This window comes from Pontiella sulfatireligans, assembly GCF_900890705.1.
GTDB classification, from domain to species: Bacteria; Verrucomicrobiota; Kiritimatiellia; order Kiritimatiellales; family Pontiellaceae; genus Pontiella; species Pontiella sulfatireligans.
On record NZ_CAAHFH010000001.1, the window covers coordinates 3,024,694 to 3,041,045 of the forward strand.

General features: G+C 56.7%; 14 protein-coding genes. 5 read left to right on the plus strand and 9 right to left on the minus strand.

Going from position 1 to position 16,352, the window contains the following annotated elements; genetic code table 11:
* Positions 1–11 precede the first annotated feature (11 nt).
* From SCARR_RS10400 to pilM, 4 genes are read right to left on the minus strand one after another with little or no spacing between them, the layout of a single operon-like run.
* Entirely contained in the window at positions 12–446 is a 435-nt protein-coding gene (locus SCARR_RS10400) for a hypothetical protein (RefSeq protein ID WP_136061518.1), read from the minus strand.
* Positions 433–2,037: a hypothetical protein gene (locus SCARR_RS10405; protein ID WP_136061519.1), complete on the minus strand. Its 1,605-nt coding sequence runs from the start codon at positions 2,035–2,037 to the stop codon at positions 433–435. The genes SCARR_RS10400 and SCARR_RS10405 overlap by 14 nt, the downstream gene beginning before the upstream one ends.
* Positions 2,034–2,660 (minus strand): hypothetical protein, encoded by a 627-nt coding sequence (locus tag SCARR_RS10410; protein ID WP_136061520.1) that lies wholly within the window; start codon positions 2,658–2,660, stop codon positions 2,034–2,036. The genes SCARR_RS10405 and SCARR_RS10410 overlap by 4 nt, the downstream gene beginning before the upstream one ends.
* Positions 2,657–3,670 (minus strand): pilus assembly protein PilM, encoded by a 1,014-nt coding sequence (gene pilM, locus SCARR_RS10415; RefSeq protein WP_136061521.1) that lies wholly within the window; start codon positions 3,668–3,670, stop codon positions 2,657–2,659. The genes SCARR_RS10410 and pilM overlap by 4 nt, the downstream gene beginning before the upstream one ends.
* 194 nt (positions 3,671–3,864) lie before the next feature.
* Here pilM and SCARR_RS10420 point away from each other — a divergent pair, with 194 nt between their 5' ends.
* A complete protein-coding gene (locus SCARR_RS10420) occupies positions 3,865–4,395 on the plus strand; it encodes a hypothetical protein (RefSeq protein ID WP_136061522.1) in 531 nt (176 codons plus the stop codon).
* 132 nt (positions 4,396–4,527) lie between these two features.
* On the opposite strand, the gene SCARR_RS10425 is transcribed toward SCARR_RS10420, so the two are convergent.
* Positions 4,528–5,364, minus strand: a complete 837-nt coding sequence (locus tag SCARR_RS10425) for a GspE/PulE/PilB domain-containing protein (RefSeq protein WP_168433223.1) — start codon at positions 5,362–5,364, stop codon at positions 4,528–4,530.
* A 305-nt stretch (positions 5,365–5,669) separates the two neighbouring features.
* Here SCARR_RS10425 and SCARR_RS10430 point away from each other — a divergent pair, with 305 nt between their 5' ends.
* The 4 genes from SCARR_RS10430 to SCARR_RS10445 are packed head-to-tail and all read left to right on the plus strand — an operon-like array spanning position 5,670 to position 11,175.
* On the plus strand, positions 5,670–7,379 hold the full coding sequence (locus SCARR_RS10430; RefSeq protein ID WP_136061524.1) for a GspE/PulE family protein: 1,710 nt from the start codon (positions 5,670–5,672) through the stop codon (positions 7,377–7,379).
* 9 nt (positions 7,380–7,388) lie between these two features.
* Positions 7,389–8,498 carry a type II secretion system F family protein gene (locus SCARR_RS10435; protein WP_136061525.1) on the plus strand — a complete coding sequence of 370 codons (1,110 nt, stop codon included), beginning with the start codon at positions 7,389–7,391 and terminating at the stop codon, positions 8,496–8,498.
* 18 nt (positions 8,499–8,516) lie between these two features.
* On the plus strand, positions 8,517–9,818 hold the full coding sequence (locus tag SCARR_RS10440; RefSeq protein WP_136061526.1) for a histidine kinase dimerization/phospho-acceptor domain-containing protein: 1,302 nt from the start codon (positions 8,517–8,519) through the stop codon (positions 9,816–9,818).
* A complete protein-coding gene (locus SCARR_RS10445; protein WP_136061527.1) occupies positions 9,793–11,175 on the plus strand; it encodes a sigma-54-dependent transcriptional regulator in 1,383 nt (460 codons plus the stop codon). Before SCARR_RS10440 ends, SCARR_RS10445 begins: the two co-directional genes overlap by 26 nt.
* Positions 11,176–11,202: 27 nt before the next feature.
* Here SCARR_RS10445 and SCARR_RS10450 read toward each other — a convergent pair whose 3' ends face one another.
* From SCARR_RS10450 to SCARR_RS10465, 4 genes are read right to left on the minus strand one after another with little or no spacing between them, the layout of a single operon-like run.
* Entirely contained in the window at positions 11,203–12,486 is a 1,284-nt protein-coding gene (locus SCARR_RS10450) for an ABC transporter permease (protein WP_136061528.1), read from the minus strand.
* Entirely contained in the window at positions 12,483–13,184 is a 702-nt protein-coding gene (locus SCARR_RS10455) for an ABC transporter ATP-binding protein (protein WP_136061529.1), read from the minus strand. The genes SCARR_RS10450 and SCARR_RS10455 overlap by 4 nt, the downstream gene beginning before the upstream one ends.
* The gene (locus tag SCARR_RS10460; RefSeq protein ID WP_136061530.1) at positions 13,181–14,710 is read right to left on the minus strand and encodes an HlyD family efflux transporter periplasmic adaptor subunit; all 1,530 of its coding nucleotides are present in this window, start codon (positions 14,708–14,710) and stop codon (positions 13,181–13,183) included. The genes SCARR_RS10455 and SCARR_RS10460 overlap by 4 nt, the downstream gene beginning before the upstream one ends.
* Positions 14,673–16,319: a TolC family protein gene (locus SCARR_RS10465; RefSeq protein WP_136061531.1), complete on the minus strand. Its 1,647-nt coding sequence runs from the start codon at positions 16,317–16,319 to the stop codon at positions 14,673–14,675. The genes SCARR_RS10460 and SCARR_RS10465 overlap by 38 nt, the downstream gene beginning before the upstream one ends.
* Positions 16,320–16,352: the final 33 nt, after the last annotated feature.

The window sequence follows — 16,352 nt, forward strand, 5'->3', positions numbered from 1 at the left end:
TAAATCGTTGCCTATTTCACCGATAACTGACGCAGCTTGACGGAACCCGCCTTGTTGATGTCGTCCACCACCCATGTGTAGTCCAAGCCTCCGAGTGAAACTGAAACGGTTTCACCCATACTCTTGACCCGGCCGTTGATCACAGCAAAACACTCGTTGTCCGAGCGGCTGCTGACTCCATTGATGACGACCTGTTTCATTGCGGCATTCCAATCCTGTTTTCCATTTACGCTCTGCGCATTGCTCAGCGTTTCGTTCTTGATGCGTTCGGGCACGTAATTCAAAGGCCAGAACGGATCGCGCTTTACCGGCGCGGTCTTTTTATTAGCATTATTCAAGCCATTCCCTGCGGCAGGCTCGGCATAGGTGGTTCCGCCCGAAAGATACACGGTGGCGAACAGCAGTCCGCCAAACGTCAAAATCATGGCATTGCTACGAGTTCTCATTTTTCCCCTCCACAATTGAATCAAGAAATCCACTAAGCGATGTTTGCTTTTTCGAGACTGGCTTTTTCAGCAGGCTTTCGATTTTTTTCGCACTTATGCTACTATCGACAGATTGTTCGGCAGGCGCGTCCTCTTCTTTCACGACGGGCGCAGCAGGCTCTTCGGGCAACTGAGCAATGTATTCGAGCAAATCGTCTTCTTCAGCAACCGGAGCGGCCTCGACCTGCGGCATGGCGACGGCTTCAACAACCGACTCCTCCATCATAGGATCTTCCTTGGGAAGATGCGGCCCCACCATCTCTTGGGAAAGCGACTCGATCAATCCGCCCAGCTCCGAAGCCCCTTTCCCATCGCCCTGCACAACGGCGCCAGAATCCTCCTGGCTTGAATCCGTTGAAGGCAGCGATTCAGAAGCTTCCACCACGTCCAGAACAATCGATCCGAGCAAACCTTCCAAGCCCGAGAGCATGGGCGCCGGCGCTTCCGGGAGATCCTCCACGGCATCAGGCTCTCCAATCAGCTCTTCCAGCTGCGGATCCGTCAGAGCGGTTTGCTTGGCGGGATCTTCTACAGCAGGTTCGCTGCTCTTGGACAAGTCCGCCAAAACGACGGGTTCCACAGGAACAGACTCGGGGATTCGCTGCGGCGCAGGTTCAGGTGCCTGGACGACCACCGGCTGAGGCGCCGGTGCGAGGACAGGCTTTGCAACCGGTTTCTCCACTGGCTTTACAGCCGGCTTCGGGGTTTGCGCAACGATGGGAGACGGCTCGGCAACGGCGTTCTCCGGCATGACCGGTCGGACCGGAGCAGCCTTTTCAGCCACGGGAGCCTTTGGTTCAGGAGCCGGTTCTTTTTTCGAGGGAGCAGAAAGCATGCTTTCCGGTGCGGCCGCCGGCTGGGACGCGGCAACGGCTACGGGAGTCTCCGGTTGTGGCGGGGGGATTTTCTCCCGCTCTGCCAAAGGCTTGGCAACTCTCTTGTCCAACGTCTGTTTCCTTGCGGCAATCGCGTCCCACTGCTGCTCGAGAACGCCTAGACTGAACGGCCACTGGAGAAAGAGTTGAATCTCATGCATCTCAGGGCTGGCCCCCTTGTTGATTTCAATCCCAGTAAAGCGTGCAAAGGGGTGCTGTTCCTCAACCAAGCGCAGAAACTGCTTGCTGTTTTCATAGCCGCCGCGGGCGGTGATGCGCAAGCTGTAGGATTCAAGCTTTATACCTTCTTCGGCATCCAGTGAGTTGTGCAAGCCCACTTCGTCAATCGCATCGATGTCCAGCGAAGCCTCGCGGGCAATGGAATAAATGACTTCGCTCGCCCAGGAATAATAGTTCCGGTTCGGCGGCAGCTTCACCATAAAGCCCTTGAGCGCTTCGATGCTCGATTCCAATTCCTGGGCGATGTCCTCGTGCGCCAAAGCCCGATCAGCATTTTCGATTTTCCCCACCAAGTTCTGCAGCTCCAGCTTTGCCGCCGAAATGGACTTCAGGCTCAAGCGGATGCCGAACCCGATAAGGGCAATCAAGGCCGCAGCCACAAGCAGGCCGATCAAGGCATACTGCTTTTGCTCTTTTGTTAAGTCAGCGAGGCTCATTTAAGGCCCCCTTCCTGATTAATCCCTTCAAGCCGGAATTCGCGCAAAACGCTTCCCGCCGCAGCGGAACGCTTGCGCATGGAGGCGAGAATGATCGAATCGAACACATCGGCAACCTCTTGGCGGTCCAGCAGGTTTTTGCGAAAGGCGATGACCTCGTTTTCGGCCTGCTGCCCCTGCGAAACGCCCTCAATCAAAAGCTTATAATCGAGCCCGAGGTTCGACGCGTTCTTATGGATCGAAGTCTTGGTTTCGCTCTGGATGGACAAGCGCGTGAACTGGATCTCCGACGGCACAATGTCCTGAATGCCGGAAAGCAAGCCGACAAACGACACTTGCGCATTGGTCCAGCCGTCGAACAGATCCAGCGCCTGCTGGTTGACGGCCACGCCGTGGCTTTCGTCCTGATACAGCTTGAGCCGAGGCTCCAAATCCGCCCAGATCTCGTGGCTGGCCTTGAGTTCGGACTGCACGCCGCTGTACTGAATCAGCTTAACGCCGCTCAGAATGGCGATGAACAGCACCGGAGTTACAACGATGCCGACAAAGATGAATCGTAAACTGACGGCTCCCTGGTAGCGCAGCTCGTTTTTCTTTAAAAAATCAACCCGTGGACATGTCATGACTGTTCTAGCCCCCCTATTGCCGCACCGATGGCCGCCGCGAAGCGGGGAGCCTGCTGCTCCAATCCTCCAGGAATGGCCTCTGAATCGTATTGCAGGTTTTCGAGCGGACTCCACTGCACCACCTCGGCATGAAGCATCCGCCCGGCTTCTTCCTTCCAGTGCGGCAGCAAGCTCAGCCCGCCAGAGACAAACACCTTGGAAATGCGGCAGCCTTGGTGGCGCTCAATGAAGTCCTTCGAGATCGACAGCTGTTTGAGGTATGGCTCCATTACCGAATCCAGCGAGGCCGATATGTTGATGGAGCGGTCATTAAGAATCGTCGCCGCCAAGTCATCGTCCACCCCGAGATCGGCGGCCAGTTTTTCGCGAATGACCCGGGCGCCGAAACCCAGCTTGCCCACCAGCACCACAACCCCTTGGTTGAGGAAGACAAAATGAGTTATGGATTCCCCCGCCTCCAGCAGACAGACCGCTTCGTTGGCGCAGGAGGCGCCGCGGGCATGCTGGAAGGCGGCGACAAAGGCAAGCCCGGCCACTTCAACAGAGGCCGCCGCCGGCGAACCGGAGGGAAACATGTTCAGCAGAAACCGGACATCTTCTTGCGGGATGGCCGCCGAAAGGAAGTTCGAATCCTGGCGGCCGCGGCCGCGCTTCACCAGCACGGAACTGACGCGGAAACCCTCTTCGACATTCAGCAATTCGCGAAGCTTCGCTTCGGGCAGGGTGGCCTCCTCCGGAGATAGGGGTGCATTCACCATACGCACCACCGAGGCCAGTCCGCTGTAGGCCAGGCATCCGTAATTTGCAGTAATATTCCGTGGCAGCTCCAACCGCCGCGATGCCGAATTAAAATCAACAGCCGGAAGCAGATCCATTCCTAGCAGCGTAATGGCGTCTTTGGTCTTTTTCAGGCGAACCACCTTCGTGGCTGTGGTTGAAAAATCCAAGCCGACGAGATCCGCAAACCGCTTCTGCGACCGACTTATTTTCATAGTTTTCTTCGTCATTGGTTCTGTTTTCCTTGTCGCTTTCTTGCGGGCGTCGACCGGCCCGGCAATGGATTAGTGAAAACGCACCATCCAAATAAGCACTATCCGTACCATGATGATCGGCCAATTTCCCACTTGCCAAAAACAACTGCACTACCAATGATATGCGCCACTCGATTTTGAATTCGATTTAGAAGGACCAGGAGCCTGCTGTGAGCAATTTGAGCAACGAAGCCCCCATTTCAGAAACTGAAAGCCCCGAAAAGCGGCAAACGTCTTCGGGCGTGATGCTGGTAACCCTGCTGCTGCTGATCGCCGCCCTTTTACTGACCAGCACCATGATGGTTCACTACGCCATCCAACAACAAGACGGCAACGGCCAAAGCATCGGCGCACAGCTCGCTGGCATGCTCGACAAGGGCAAAGCCTATTCCTCCCAGTTTAAAGGGGCGGTTCAGCAAAAAAGCCAGCAGGAAGAAGCCAAAACGCAGACAGCGGCATCCAAAGCCGTATCCCTTTTTTCCAGCAGCGCAGGAAAAAAGGTAAAATGGCCCAGAATGGCGCTTGCTGGATTTGGACGTTCAACCGACGGCGACGGCGGATTCGCCATCATCAATGGGGACCAGATTCTTCCCGGCCAATATGCCGGCAAGGTGAAGCTGGTTGAGATCCGCAACCAAGGCGTTGTGGTTGAATACATGGGCGAGCAAAAATACCTGACGGTCGATCTGCAGCAGGACTAATGTCAGGAAATTAGTGTCCCCTACGACGAATTTGAACAGAAGAGCGCAAAGGGCGCAAAATTTAGATGGAGGGTGTTCTTCGCGACCTTTGCGTCCTTCTGTTAAATAGGGCAGAGATTGGCAGACTAAGGACTAGGCCGCCATGGAGCGCAGCTTGTTCAGCGCCAAATCATAATCTTCCGGCGAAACCAGATAGGTGTGGCAGCGATGCCCCCCTAACCGCTCCACTTGATCGACCAGCATGTTGTTGAACGGATTCAGCACCGCCACGAGCAGATCGTTCCCAAAAAACGCAAACGGCAGGGCGCCATCATGAACGGCCACTTCCAGCGGCAGCACTCCGACAATCTGGTCGGTCAGCTCAAAACTGGCCAGCGACAGGTAGGGTGCGCCGGAACGGTTCGACATATAGTTCATGATCCGGTTCATTTGCGTGAAGCCGCGGTCGTTGAGAACATGCAATACGCTTACGGGGACATCGACTTCCTTGGAGGAAATTTCGGTCAGGTCGTGCAGCACGCTGGAATATTCCTCTTGGGACAGCTGATTCTCTTCATAAAGCCGCCAAGCTAAGGCCAGTTCTTCACTGATGTCGACCTCCGCTTCACGGGAAGGCGGCTCCGCCACATCGCCGCTCGATGCATGTGCCAGGGAAGCGGTGGATTCATTCGTGGCGGAAAGCACCCGCAAGCGCGCCTGCTGGGCGGCCGCCTCGGAGGGATGCGACTCCTCGAAACGCGTTAATTCTGCCATCACAAAGGCGATGCCGTCGGCATCCTCTTCCATCATCGCCACATCGACCATGCGGTTAATGAAATCAAATGCCTTTCCCGTCTGCCCGCTTTGCTGATAGGCGCCGTAGAGCGCCCGGAGCGAACTCATGTCTTGCGGCATAACCTCAAGTATCTGTTCGAGCATTGCGACGCTGTCGGCTAAAGCGCCTTCATTCTGTTGGTTTGGTTCTGCCATTGTGCTGACTCCTTTAATATACCGTCCAGACATTAGCATTTTGCAGGCCACATCCATCTGTTTTAGAGGAATGGCGGCCGCCTCGAAGCCCGCCTCAAGCCCCCTCCCTCTTCGAACAGCCCCATTCAAACGAACGCAAAAACGGCGGAACATTTATTCCATCAAATCGCCTCTCCCTCCTGCCGCAGGAGCATTCTCATCGGTGGAAGGGAACCAGATAAACATTGGCCTCCGCCCGCATTTTCCGACTGTAGGCACGGGTAATGCTTACATGAGATCAATTCAATTTAACGACAGGGAGCAACATGACCAAAACCAGCAACAGCCTGATGGATTGCCTAAAGCGGATCCGCCCGATTGAATCGGAAATCTTTGAAGAGGCGCAGAAAGAGGCGGAAACCTCTAATGTGCCTCTAGAGCAGCTGCTGATCCAACAGGGCGTGGTCTCCGATTCGGATCTTGCGCTCGCGACAGCCGACTATCTGGAGATCCGCCCCATCTCACTGGCCTCCTTCGCTCCAGAAACGGCGCTGGTTGATTTGATGCCCCGCGATAAATGGAAAGAGCTGAAAGCCCTGCCCGTGAGCCGGCTGGGGACACGCCTGGCCGTAGCCATGGCGGATCCGTTCGACATCGTTGCACGCGACACCATTGCATCAAGCACCGACTCCGAGCTGGTTCCGCTGGTCGCACTGGAAAGTGAAATTACCGAGGCCATTGAATCGGTCTCGAATGAACCGGCCCAGGCGCTGGAAGACATTCTCAAAGACATGGCCGAAGACGGCGATGTAGAAGTTGGACAGGAAGAGATCGAAGATGCCGATTTGGACCAAATGCTTGAAACCGCCGGCGAAGCGCCGGTAATTCGCATTGTAAACTCCATTCTGATTGAAGCGTTGCGCAAGCATGCCTCCGACATCCATATCGAACCCATGGAAAAGACCGTCCGGCTGCGCAACCGCATCGACGGTGTTCTGTATGAATCGCCCAGTCCGCCCAAGAACCTGCAGAATGCGATCACCTCCCGCCTTAAAATCATGTCGAGCCTCGATATTGCCGAACGGCGCGTCCCGCAAGACGGCCGCTTTAAAATCAAGGCCCTCGGCAAAGAGGTCGATGTGCGCATGAGCATGCTGCCAACCGTCCACGGCGAAAAGGTGGTAATGCGTATTCTCGACAAGACCGCCCTCGCACCCAACTTAGGCGCACTGGGCCTGGATCAGCTCTCGCTAGACAACTTTTCATACGCCTTGGGACAGCCCTACGGCATGATTCTGGTGACGGGGCCGACGGGAAGCGGAAAAACCACTACGCTGTATTCCGCGCTGCAGGAGCTCAACGTCGTCGGCACCAACATCATCACCACCGAAAACCCGGTGGAATACCAGCTTGACGGCATTAACCAGGTGCAGATCAATCCGCAAGTGGGGCTTACCTTCGCCGCCGCATTGCGCTCGATCCTGCGCCAAGACCCGGACGTCGTGATGGTTGGGGAAATCCGCGACGCCGAAACGGCTACGATCGCCGTGGAAGCGGCGCTGACGGGCCACTTGGTTTTGAGCACGTTGCACACCAACGACGCCGCCGGCGCGATTGCCCGCCTGATCGATATGGGAATCGAACCCTTCATGCTGTCGTCCTCGCTGCTGCTGACTCAGGCGCAGCGCCTCTACCGCAAGCTCTGCCCGGTCTGCAAAAAGGAAATCGACATCCCAACGGAAACCCTGAAGAAAAACCGGGTTGACCCGGAGATCATGGAGAACACCCAGTTCTACAAAACCGCCGGCTGCCCCAAATGCAACGGAATCGGCTACAAAGGACGCGGCGGCATTATGGAAATCCTGCTCGTCGACGAAGCCATCCGCAAGACGGTTTTAAACACCCCGGAAGCCGATGCCATCTCGAAAGTCGCCATCCAAAACGGCATGCGGACCCTGCGCGAAGCAGGACTCGACCGCGTGCGGTCCGGACTCACCACCATTGAAGAAATCATGCGCGTCACCAGCGAACACTAGGAACAGATCATGGCCAAAGAAAATTTAAAAGCTAAGAGAAAAGTAAAATCCAAAGGAGGCATTCCAATTGTCCGCAACGCTCGGAAAATAAGGCTTAAAGAGCTTCCCATGTTCACCCGGCAGGTCTCCGCCATGCTTTCGGCCGGCATGCCGCTGGTACAAACCTTGACCGCCATGGAGCAGCAAACTGATGAAAAAAGCTTCAAGGCGGTGATCAATGGCATCCGCACCCGCGTAGAAGGCGGCTCCATGTACTCCGAAGCCTTGGCCTCCTACCCCACTATTTTCGACAGCTTGTACATCAGCATGATGCGCGCCGGCGAAGTGGGCGGCATTCTCCCAGACACCTGCTCCCGCGTAGCCATGTTTTTGGAGTCCAGCAACAAACTCCGCGCAAAAGTAAAATCCGCCATGATGTATCCAACCGTGGTCATCGTAGTTTCGCTCGTCCTGTCGACCGCATTGATCATGTTCGTCTTGCCGGTGTTTGTCGGCATGTTTGCCGACTTTGGCGCGGACCTGCCAGGCCTGACCCAGGCCCTGCTCGACTTCAGCCACCTGCTCACCCAATACTGGTACATTGCTGGTTCGATCGTCGCCGCAATCATCTACACCCTCAAATACTATAACAAAACCGACAAGGGCGAATACAACATCGACAAATTCCGGCTTCGCTTCCCCATTATTGGCGAGCTGGTCACCAAGGTGGCCATCAGCCGCTTCGCATCCACTTTTGCACAGCTGATGCACAGCGGCGTGCAGATCATCGAATCGCTCGAAATCGTCGGGCTGGCCACCGGCAACCGGGTGATCGGCGATTCACTGTTCGCCGCGCGCAAAATCATTGAAGAGGGGCAGCCACTTTCCACGGCACTTGAAACGAATCCCTACTATCCGCGCATGCTCATTCATATGCTTTCGGCCGGCGAAAAAACCGGTCAGGTGGAGGAGATGATGGACAAGGTCGCCGAATTCTACGAAAGCGAAGTCGAAACCATGCTCGCCGGCCTGACCTCCATGATCGAGCCGCTGCTGATGGTCATCATCGGCGCAATCATCGGCACCATCGTGGTCGCCATGTTCCTGCCGATCTTCAAAATGAGCGAAATTGTAATGTAGCCCTTAGGGAGCATGTGAATGATTGCAGAACAAAAAACCACCTCCTGGCCGGAACTCACGGCGATCCTGCTGGCTCGCCTGGGCTTCCTGTGGCTGCTGGTGCTGATCTCGATGCTGATGCCCAGCGACGATGCATCGTTCTATGCCTTCATGGGCGTGGCGTTCATCATCACCATCCCCTACTCGCTCTGGCTGCGCAGCAAGCTGCGCTCGCTGCAGTTCGCACCGCTGCAGTTTCTCGTCGATCTGGTGCTCGTCACCGGGCTGGTCTACTTCACCGGAGGCATCCAAAGCGATCTGACGCTGCTGTACCCACTAGTAATTCTAACCGCCGGCATTGTTGCACCGCCGAAGCAGGCGGCGGAGATTACGGTTTTAGGCATCATCATCTATGTCCTCATGGCCACGGTTCTCTCACAGAATTTGGTTGTGGAATATGTGCCCATTGGCGGCACCATGGCCCATGATGCCAGTAAAGCCTCCCTATTCCTGCGGGTGATTCTTTTCGCGGCCTTTGGCGCCGTCAGCATCTACGTCGCCAAACGCTGCGATTATATCCACACTCATGAAAATGATCTGCAACGCACCACCCACCTTTTCCTGAACAGCAGCCCGGCCCCAACTCTGATGCTAGATCCCGAGGGATCCATCCTTGGGGCAAACGGAGCCGCCTGCGAAATGCTGAACCGATCGCAAGAAGCGCTCTGCACCATCAAATTCATCGATTTATGCACCTCTGGAAAGCAACCGATTGCGGAAGTGCACGGCAAGTCCGTCTATCTATCGCGCGAAAACAAACCATCTCTGCCGGTGACCTACCGCACCGCCGACATCAAACTCCTCGAAACCGCATTGCTGGGCAACAAGGGGCGCAAAAGCAAAGCAGTGGATATAACCCTGCTCTCCTTCAACGACATTTCCGAGTCCGTATCGCTCAACCATCAACTCAAGCAGGTTGAACGGATCACGCAAGCCACCCGCATCGCCGGCGAAATGGCGCACGAAATCCGCACGCCCCTCACCGCCATCTCCGCATCGGTCCAACTCCTCAAGCACTATGAAGACAAGACCACGGCGTCAGACTGGCTCCCCAACAGTCCGCGCCGGCATGAACGCTCGGAACTCTTCGCCCATATCGAAGACGCTTCCGTCCAAATGAACACCGTGATTCAAAATTTCATCGACTTCGCTGAGTTTTCTCCTCAAGACCTTCTGTCTATCATTAAGCTTGACTCTATAGGCGAAAATCAGGGTTATATAAGCCATCTGAATACCACAGGGAGAGGTAATACGAATGGCCAGAATTCTGATAGCGGATGACGATCCGACAATTCTTAGTTTGCTCAACAAAATACTGCTTGCAAAAGGATACGAGGTACAATTGGCGGAAAACGGAAGCGTCGCCGAAAAAAAACTTAAGTCCGAGCAATTCGACCTGCTGATTTCCGACATCAAGATGGAACCCGTCGACGGCATGCAGCTGCTCCGCAACACGCGCAAGCTGCGCCCCCATGTCGGCGCCATCATGCTCACCGCCTACGCCACGGTAACCACCGCGGTTGAAGCCATGAAGGAAGGTGCGTTCGACTACATCCCCAAGCCCTTCAAGATCGACGAGCTTCTTGAAACCGTCAAACGCGCGTTGGACTACCAAAAATCGATCTCCGAACAGATCAGCGCCGACTCCCACATTGAAGCCAAAAAATATTTCGGCAACATAGTCGCCGAAAGCGACCAGATGGTTAACGTCTGCGAAATGATCAAGCGCGTCGCCCCCACCAAGACCACCATCATGATTACCGGCGAAAGCGGCACCGGCAAAGAGCTGGTGGCGGAAGCCGTCCACGCCTTCAGCGCCCGTTCCGAAGGCCCCTTCCTGCCGGTCAACTGCGCCGCACTGCCGGAATCGCTGATCGAGTCCGAACTTTTCGGCCATGTAAAAGGCGCCTTCACCGGCGCCGGCACGAATAAGGTCGGCCTGTTCGAGGCCGCCAATAAGGGCACCCTCTTCCTCGACGAAATCAACTCCATCCCCCACCCCCTGCAGTCCAAGCTGCTTCGCGCCATTCAGAACAAAAAGATCCGCAAAGTAGGCGGCACCGAGGAATTTGATGTGGATGTGCGCATTTTGGCCGCATCCAACCGAAACCTTGAAACCATGGTAAAAGAAGGTTCCTTCCGCGAAGACCTTTTCTACCGCCTCAGCGTCATTGGCATCGACATCCCGCCGCTCAAGCAGCGACCGGAAGACATTCTGCCTCTTGCCCAGCACTTTATTGCCTTGGAAATGGACGGCGCTGAATTCCCCTCCATGGACAACGCCGTGCTCTCCATCCTGCAAAACTACAGCTGGCCGGGCAACGTGCGCGAACTCCAGAACGTAATCCAGCACTGCCTAACCTTCCTGCGCGACAACAAAATCACCAAAGAAACCCTGCCCTCCAAGCTGATTGTCTCCTACGAAGAAAATCCCGGCGCACAAAACGCCGCCCTGACCGGAGAGTTTTCCAAAGGAAAATCGCTCAAGGCCTTCCTACGCGCCAAAGAGAAGGAATACCTCAAGACCGTGATCGACACCATGGGCGGCGACAAAGTCAAAGCCGCCAAGGAACTCGACATCAGCCTGGCCACGCTTTACCGCAAGATGCCGGAAGACGGTCAAGAGCAGTCCTCCTAAGCGTCTAAACCGGCTTTCGAACCGGCATCACTCGTGGCGAAGCGCTTCGATCGGATCCATCATGGCAGCGCGACGGGCTGGATAGATTCCGAACACCACCGACACTGTAACTGACACCGAGAAGGCAAGGACAAACGCCGAGAAGGTGAGCACGGTTTTAACGCCAGTGGCGGCCGTGATGGCCATGGGGATCAAGGCGCCGAAGATGAGGCCGATGACCCCGCCGGAAATGGAGAGTAGCAGCGTTTCCATTAAAAACTGCAGGACGATGTCGCGCCGGCGCGCGCCGAGTGCGCGGCGAATGCCGATCTCGCGCGTGCGCTCGCTCACCGTGGCCAGCATAATGTTCATGATGCCGATGCCCCCGACAATCAGCGAAATGGCGGCAATCGACCCGAGCACAATGTTGAACAGCCTTCTTGTTTCGCGCGCCTGCCGGATCAGCTCGAGTGGCACGATGATGCTGTAGTCCTCTTTCTTGTGGTTCTTTTTGAGAACCCGGCGGACGGCGTCTACGGCAGTGACCACGTTTTCCTGCTTATCAATCGTTAGAATCAGTTCATAGAGTTCGATTTTCTCGAACGTCCCGCCCCCCTCTGACCATTGGGTGAACAAGTCGCCGCGCTTTTGAAGGTAGGTGCGCAACGGAATGAATACGCTTTGGTTTTCGCCATCGAGCCAGAGCTGATCCTCTCCCGGCACCTCGCCCTGGGCCATGTCGCCGACAATGCCGACGACGGTGTAGGCATCGCGGTCGAGCTGGAGGGTTTTCCCGATGGGGTCGTAGCCGGCGAACAGGATGCGCGCCAAGCGGGTGCCAATCACGCAGACGGGCGTGCCGAACTCCATGTCGGCGCTGGTGAGGAAGCGGCCGCGCATCATGCGGTGGCTCTGCACCCCAAGAAACCAAGGGACGGTCGCCACCACGTCGGTCTGCAGCCGGCGCGCCTTGAACTGCACATCGAAACGGAGCCGCTTGATCGGCGTGCTGGCCACCAGATTCGGAACAAAACGAGACAACTCTTCCGCATCGGCATAAGTGAGCCCGTAGGCGGCAATGAAGCTGCGCTTCGACTGACCCGCGTTTTCGTCGTTGGGCACCTTGACGCTTTTGATGAGAATGTTCTGGCTGCCCATCTTCTGGATCTTTTCCTGGATTTCGCGGTTGGCGCCCTCGCCTACGCTGAGCATGGCCACCACGGAGCAGACGCCGAAAATAATGCCGAGCATCGTCAGGCCGGCGCGCAACTTGTACTGGCTGAGGTTTTTGACCGCCAGCCGAACCATCCGCTCTGGGCGCATCGAGTTCATGGTTTGGGCGCTCCGTGCCAGTCGTTGGAAATCATTGTGCCGTCGCGGAAGCGGATCACCCGCTGCGCGCGGTGGGCAATGTCGTCGTCGTGGGTCACCATAACGATGGTCTTTCCCTCGCCATGCAGTTCATCGATCAATTCCAGAATTTCCTCGCCGGTCTTGGAGTCGAGGTTGCCGGTCGGCTCGTCGGCGAGCATCAGGATGGGGTCGCACACGAGCGAACGGGCGATGGCCACGCGCTGCTGCTGCCCGCCGGAAAGTTCCATCGGCTTGTGCCGGAGCCGATCCGAAAGCCCCATGCGCTCGGCCAGCGCCTCCGCCTTGACGCGCGCCTCGGACTCGGGCACGCCTTGATAGAACAGCGGCACCTCGATGTTTTCGAGCACGTTGAGCTGAGGGATAAGGTTGTAGGACTGGAAAATGAAGCCGATCCGCGTCGAGCGTATTTCCGAGAGCTGGTCGTCGGTCTGGTTCGCCACGCTTTCACCGCCGAGCAGGTAGTCGCCGGCGGAAAGGTGGTCGAGGCACCCCAGCAGATTCAGCAGGGTCGACTTGCCCGAACCGGATGCGCCCATGATCACGGCATATTCGCCGGGATCGATCCGCAGGTTCACGTCGCGCAGAGCGGTCACGCGCAGCGCGCCGTTGACGTACTCCTTGGCGGCGTTTTTCAGCTCGACGATCGGAACGCTCATCCCTGTTCCTGCTGCTCTTCGGTCTTGTTTTCTTCCTTGAGCGGGCTTTTCTTCAGCTTGGAATCCGCGTCCATCTCCACCTCGGCGTAAAGCAGCATCTCCTCGCCGACTTCCAGACCGTCGACCACTTCGATCAGCTGCGTGTTGTATTTTCCAATCCCGACTTCCCGCAGCGCCTTGCGGCCACGCTTCACCACATAGACATAGTGCTTCCCTTTGCTTGAGACGACGGCCTGGATGGGAACATGGAGCACGTCGCGCAGCTGGTCGGTTACGATCTCTACGGTCGCCGACATGCCCGGCTTGAGCTGGGTATTCATCGTGGAAGAAACATTCACCATGATGGTGTAGGTCTTTACGCCCGAATTGAACCAGTCCTGCGAATCGGGCACCGCGCTTATTTTTTCGACGCACCCTTTCAGCACCATTCCCGGAACGGCGTCGAGCACGGCGACGGCCTCCTGCCCCATCGACACCTTGTCGATCATCGCTTCGGGAATGCCGACTTTCAGTTCCCACGCGCTTAAATCAGGAAACGAAAGGATGCGCTGCCGAACGTTGACGGTTGCCCCTTTCTCGATTTTGGCGGACCGGCGGTCCTGGGGATAGAACACCTGGCCTTCGAAATCGGCATAGACCTTGGTGTTGGCAAACTGCTCCTCGCGGGTAACGAGCTGGTTTTTTTCGATTTCCAGCCGGGTCTTTTTCGACTCGATCGAGGCCTCTTTGCCCGTGACATCCGAGTCGATGGTTTTTGCGAGGCGCTCCAAGGCCGAGACGGCATTCGACACGCTGTTCTCCAATTCCTTGCGCCGCTTCACCGAGGTGTATTTTTCGAGGATCTCAAGATCCTTGGTTTTGTTGCGCACCTCGATTTCTTTTCGCTCAACGCCCAGCTCGTCGGATTCCAGATCATTTTTGTTGGAATAGCCCTTGTCGAACAGCTCCTGCGTTCCTTCAAGGTCGCTGCGTGCCTTTTTCAGCTCCTGCTCCGCCAGATAGATTTCTGATTTGGCCTTGTCCAGCAATTGATTGAACTCCACTTCCTCATATTTCTTGAGGTCCAGCTTGGCGAGTTCAACCTTCAACTTAGCCGTTTCCAGATCGGTGGCATTCTTGAGCTTGGCAATTTCCAGCTGTTCCTGAGCCTGTTTAAGGCCGGCCTCGGCCTCGGCCACATCGGACTGCTGGTCAAGATAGCGCTCCATCAGCGCGCTCGACTCCAGCTCGAACAGCAGCTGCCCGTTCGTAACGCTTGCGCCGTCTTCGACAATCTCCGTAATCTTGGCATCGCGGTAGGCCTCGTTGAGAATGTCCCGGCTGATCTTGGCCTTCAGTTCGCCCGACTGCAGGATGCTCACCACCAGATCGCCGCGCTGCACGCGGCACAGGTGCGCGGTGTCCAAGTCGATGCGGCTGTCATCCTTGTTCGGCTTAACGGCCAGCGCAATCGCCGCAAGCACAACCAGGCCAACGGCGACTTTGCCGCTACGGCGTTGCCACAGGCTCTTCATCATCTTCTTCATACCACATTCCTTTGGGGTCGATTTTAAAACGTTCGATGGCGTTCCAGAAACGGAGGCGATTGATGGTGTAGTCCACCAAGGTCACGGTCGCCGAGTTTTCCGAACTCAGCAGCTCGTTCTGCGCATCGAGCAGGTCGCGCGTGAGCGCCTTGCCTTGCTGCAGCAGCAAGGTCGTGCTTTCCACCTGCCGGCCGGCCAGCTTAACGCTGAGCAGGCGGTTTTTATAGACCGACCGGTTGCGCTCAAGCTTGCGCCACAGGTCGCGCACGGTGCGTGTCACGTCGTCTTCCGACTCCTCGACATTGCGAATTTGGCGCTCCAGCGAAATCTGCGCCCTCCGGTATGCGTTCCGCCGCTCGGTCCAGTCGAACGGCAAATCCAGCCCAACGCCGAGATTCTGTTCGACGTCGGTGTCGGAGGAAAAATTCTTATCGACGGTATAGCTGACATCCAGATCCGGCAAAAAATCGCGCCGCTGGATTTCCAGCTTGCGCTCCCTGTCTTCCACTTTTTCGCGCTGGTTGATCAAGTCCAGCCGATTCGATGCGGCCGACTCCAGCGACACCGCCAACGTAATATCCAGCTCCACCAGCCCGCGGTGCACCAAATTGGTGAGCTCGGCGGGGTCGGGTTCCACGTTCAGTTCGATCGGCAGCCCGAGCGCATAGCGCAAATCATCGAGCGCCTGCTGATAGCTCGACCGCGACAAGGCCCAGCGGTCGGCGGCGTTGAGCTCGCTCTGGAGCGCCTGGGCGGCCTGGAAGTCGGCAATGCGCCCGGCCTTGGCATACGACTCGGTCTGTTCGCGGTTGGCAATGGTGCTTTCGTAGTTCTTCTGTTCGTTAATCAACTGGTCGCGCGTGCGCAGCACGGAATAGAACTGCGCGGTGGTATCAATCACAAAATCCTGCTGGTAGCGCTTGAAGTCGCGGACGGCATAAATCATGTCGCGCTCGGCTTGCCGGAGCGGCTCCTTGGTGACCAGCGGGCCGAAGCCCCGCAGCAGCGGCTGTACAATGCCGAACCCCACTGAGCTGGTTTCATCGGCCGCGTCCGGACTGGTGAAGTAGCGAAAGACGTTCTGGCTGAAGCCCAGACTGACGTTTGCGCCGGTGGCCAGCACCTTCTTCGCGCCCACCGCGTAGCCCGCATCCACCCCCGTATCGCCGAACGACTCCGCCGTTCCGTCGTCGAAGGTTGTATAAGAGGTGCCGGCAAACGCCGCCCCGTTAAAATTCAGATTGAAGTCCTTCTGCACCTCGGTCAGGCCCAGCGCCACGAGGAAGAGCGTTTCCTTGCGCGACTGATAGGAACGGCTGTTGGCGAGCGCAATCGCCAGCGCATCGGAGAGCGACAGCAGTTCCGGCTCCGGCGCATTCCGATCCAGCTCCAGCAGTGCGCGAAGCTCGTGCTGGTCTTCGTCGCTGATCGTAAACGGTTCGGCAACGCCCAGCCCCAGTTGCTGCGACGCCATGATGTTGCCGTAGGCGGCCTTGTCCGCCCGCGTCTGGGCATAGTTGCCGATTTTCGTGCAGGAGACGGAAAACAGCGCTAACCCGAACAGGCACATGCTAAATATGGAGTTGGAAATGGATTTGAGCATAAACATAACTAACGCCCAATTTAGACGAAACTGGACACA

Excerpts from the sequence above, each read along its gene's own strand:
- SCARR_RS10445 (WP_136061527.1), top strand. The coding sequence starts at position 9,793 with ATGGCCAGAATTCTGATAGCGGATGACGATCCGACAATTCTTAGTTTG.
- SCARR_RS10460 (WP_136061530.1), bottom strand. The coding sequence starts at position 14,710 with ATGAAGAAGATGATGAAGAGCCTGTGGCAACGCCGTAGCGGCAAAGTC.
- SCARR_RS10425 (WP_168433223.1), bottom strand. The coding sequence starts at position 5,364 with ATGGCAGAACCAAACCAACAGAATGAAGGCGCTTTAGCCGACAGCGTC.
- SCARR_RS10435 (WP_136061525.1), top strand. The coding sequence starts at position 7,389 with ATGGCCAAAGAAAATTTAAAAGCTAAGAGAAAAGTAAAATCCAAAGGA.
- SCARR_RS10410 (WP_136061520.1), bottom strand. The coding sequence starts at position 2,660 with ATGACATGTCCACGGGTTGATTTTTTAAAGAAAAACGAGCTGCGCTAC.
- SCARR_RS10465 (WP_136061531.1), bottom strand. The coding sequence starts at position 16,319 with ATGTTTATGCTCAAATCCATTTCCAACTCCATATTTAGCATGTGCCTG.
- SCARR_RS10400 (WP_136061518.1), bottom strand. The coding sequence starts at position 446 with ATGAGAACTCGTAGCAATGCCATGATTTTGACGTTTGGCGGACTGCTG.
- SCARR_RS10405 (WP_136061519.1), bottom strand. The coding sequence starts at position 2,037 with ATGAGCCTCGCTGACTTAACAAAAGAGCAAAAGCAGTATGCCTTGATC.
- SCARR_RS10455 (WP_136061529.1), bottom strand. The coding sequence starts at position 13,184 with ATGAGCGTTCCGATCGTCGAGCTGAAAAACGCCGCCAAGGAGTACGTC.
- SCARR_RS10440 (WP_136061526.1), top strand. The coding sequence starts at position 8,517 with ATGATTGCAGAACAAAAAACCACCTCCTGGCCGGAACTCACGGCGATC.
- SCARR_RS10450 (WP_136061528.1), bottom strand. The coding sequence starts at position 12,486 with ATGAACTCGATGCGCCCAGAGCGGATGGTTCGGCTGGCGGTCAAAAAC.
- SCARR_RS10430 (WP_136061524.1), top strand. The coding sequence starts at position 5,670 with ATGACCAAAACCAGCAACAGCCTGATGGATTGCCTAAAGCGGATCCGC.
- pilM (WP_136061521.1), bottom strand. The coding sequence starts at position 3,670 with ATGACGAAGAAAACTATGAAAATAAGTCGGTCGCAGAAGCGGTTTGCG.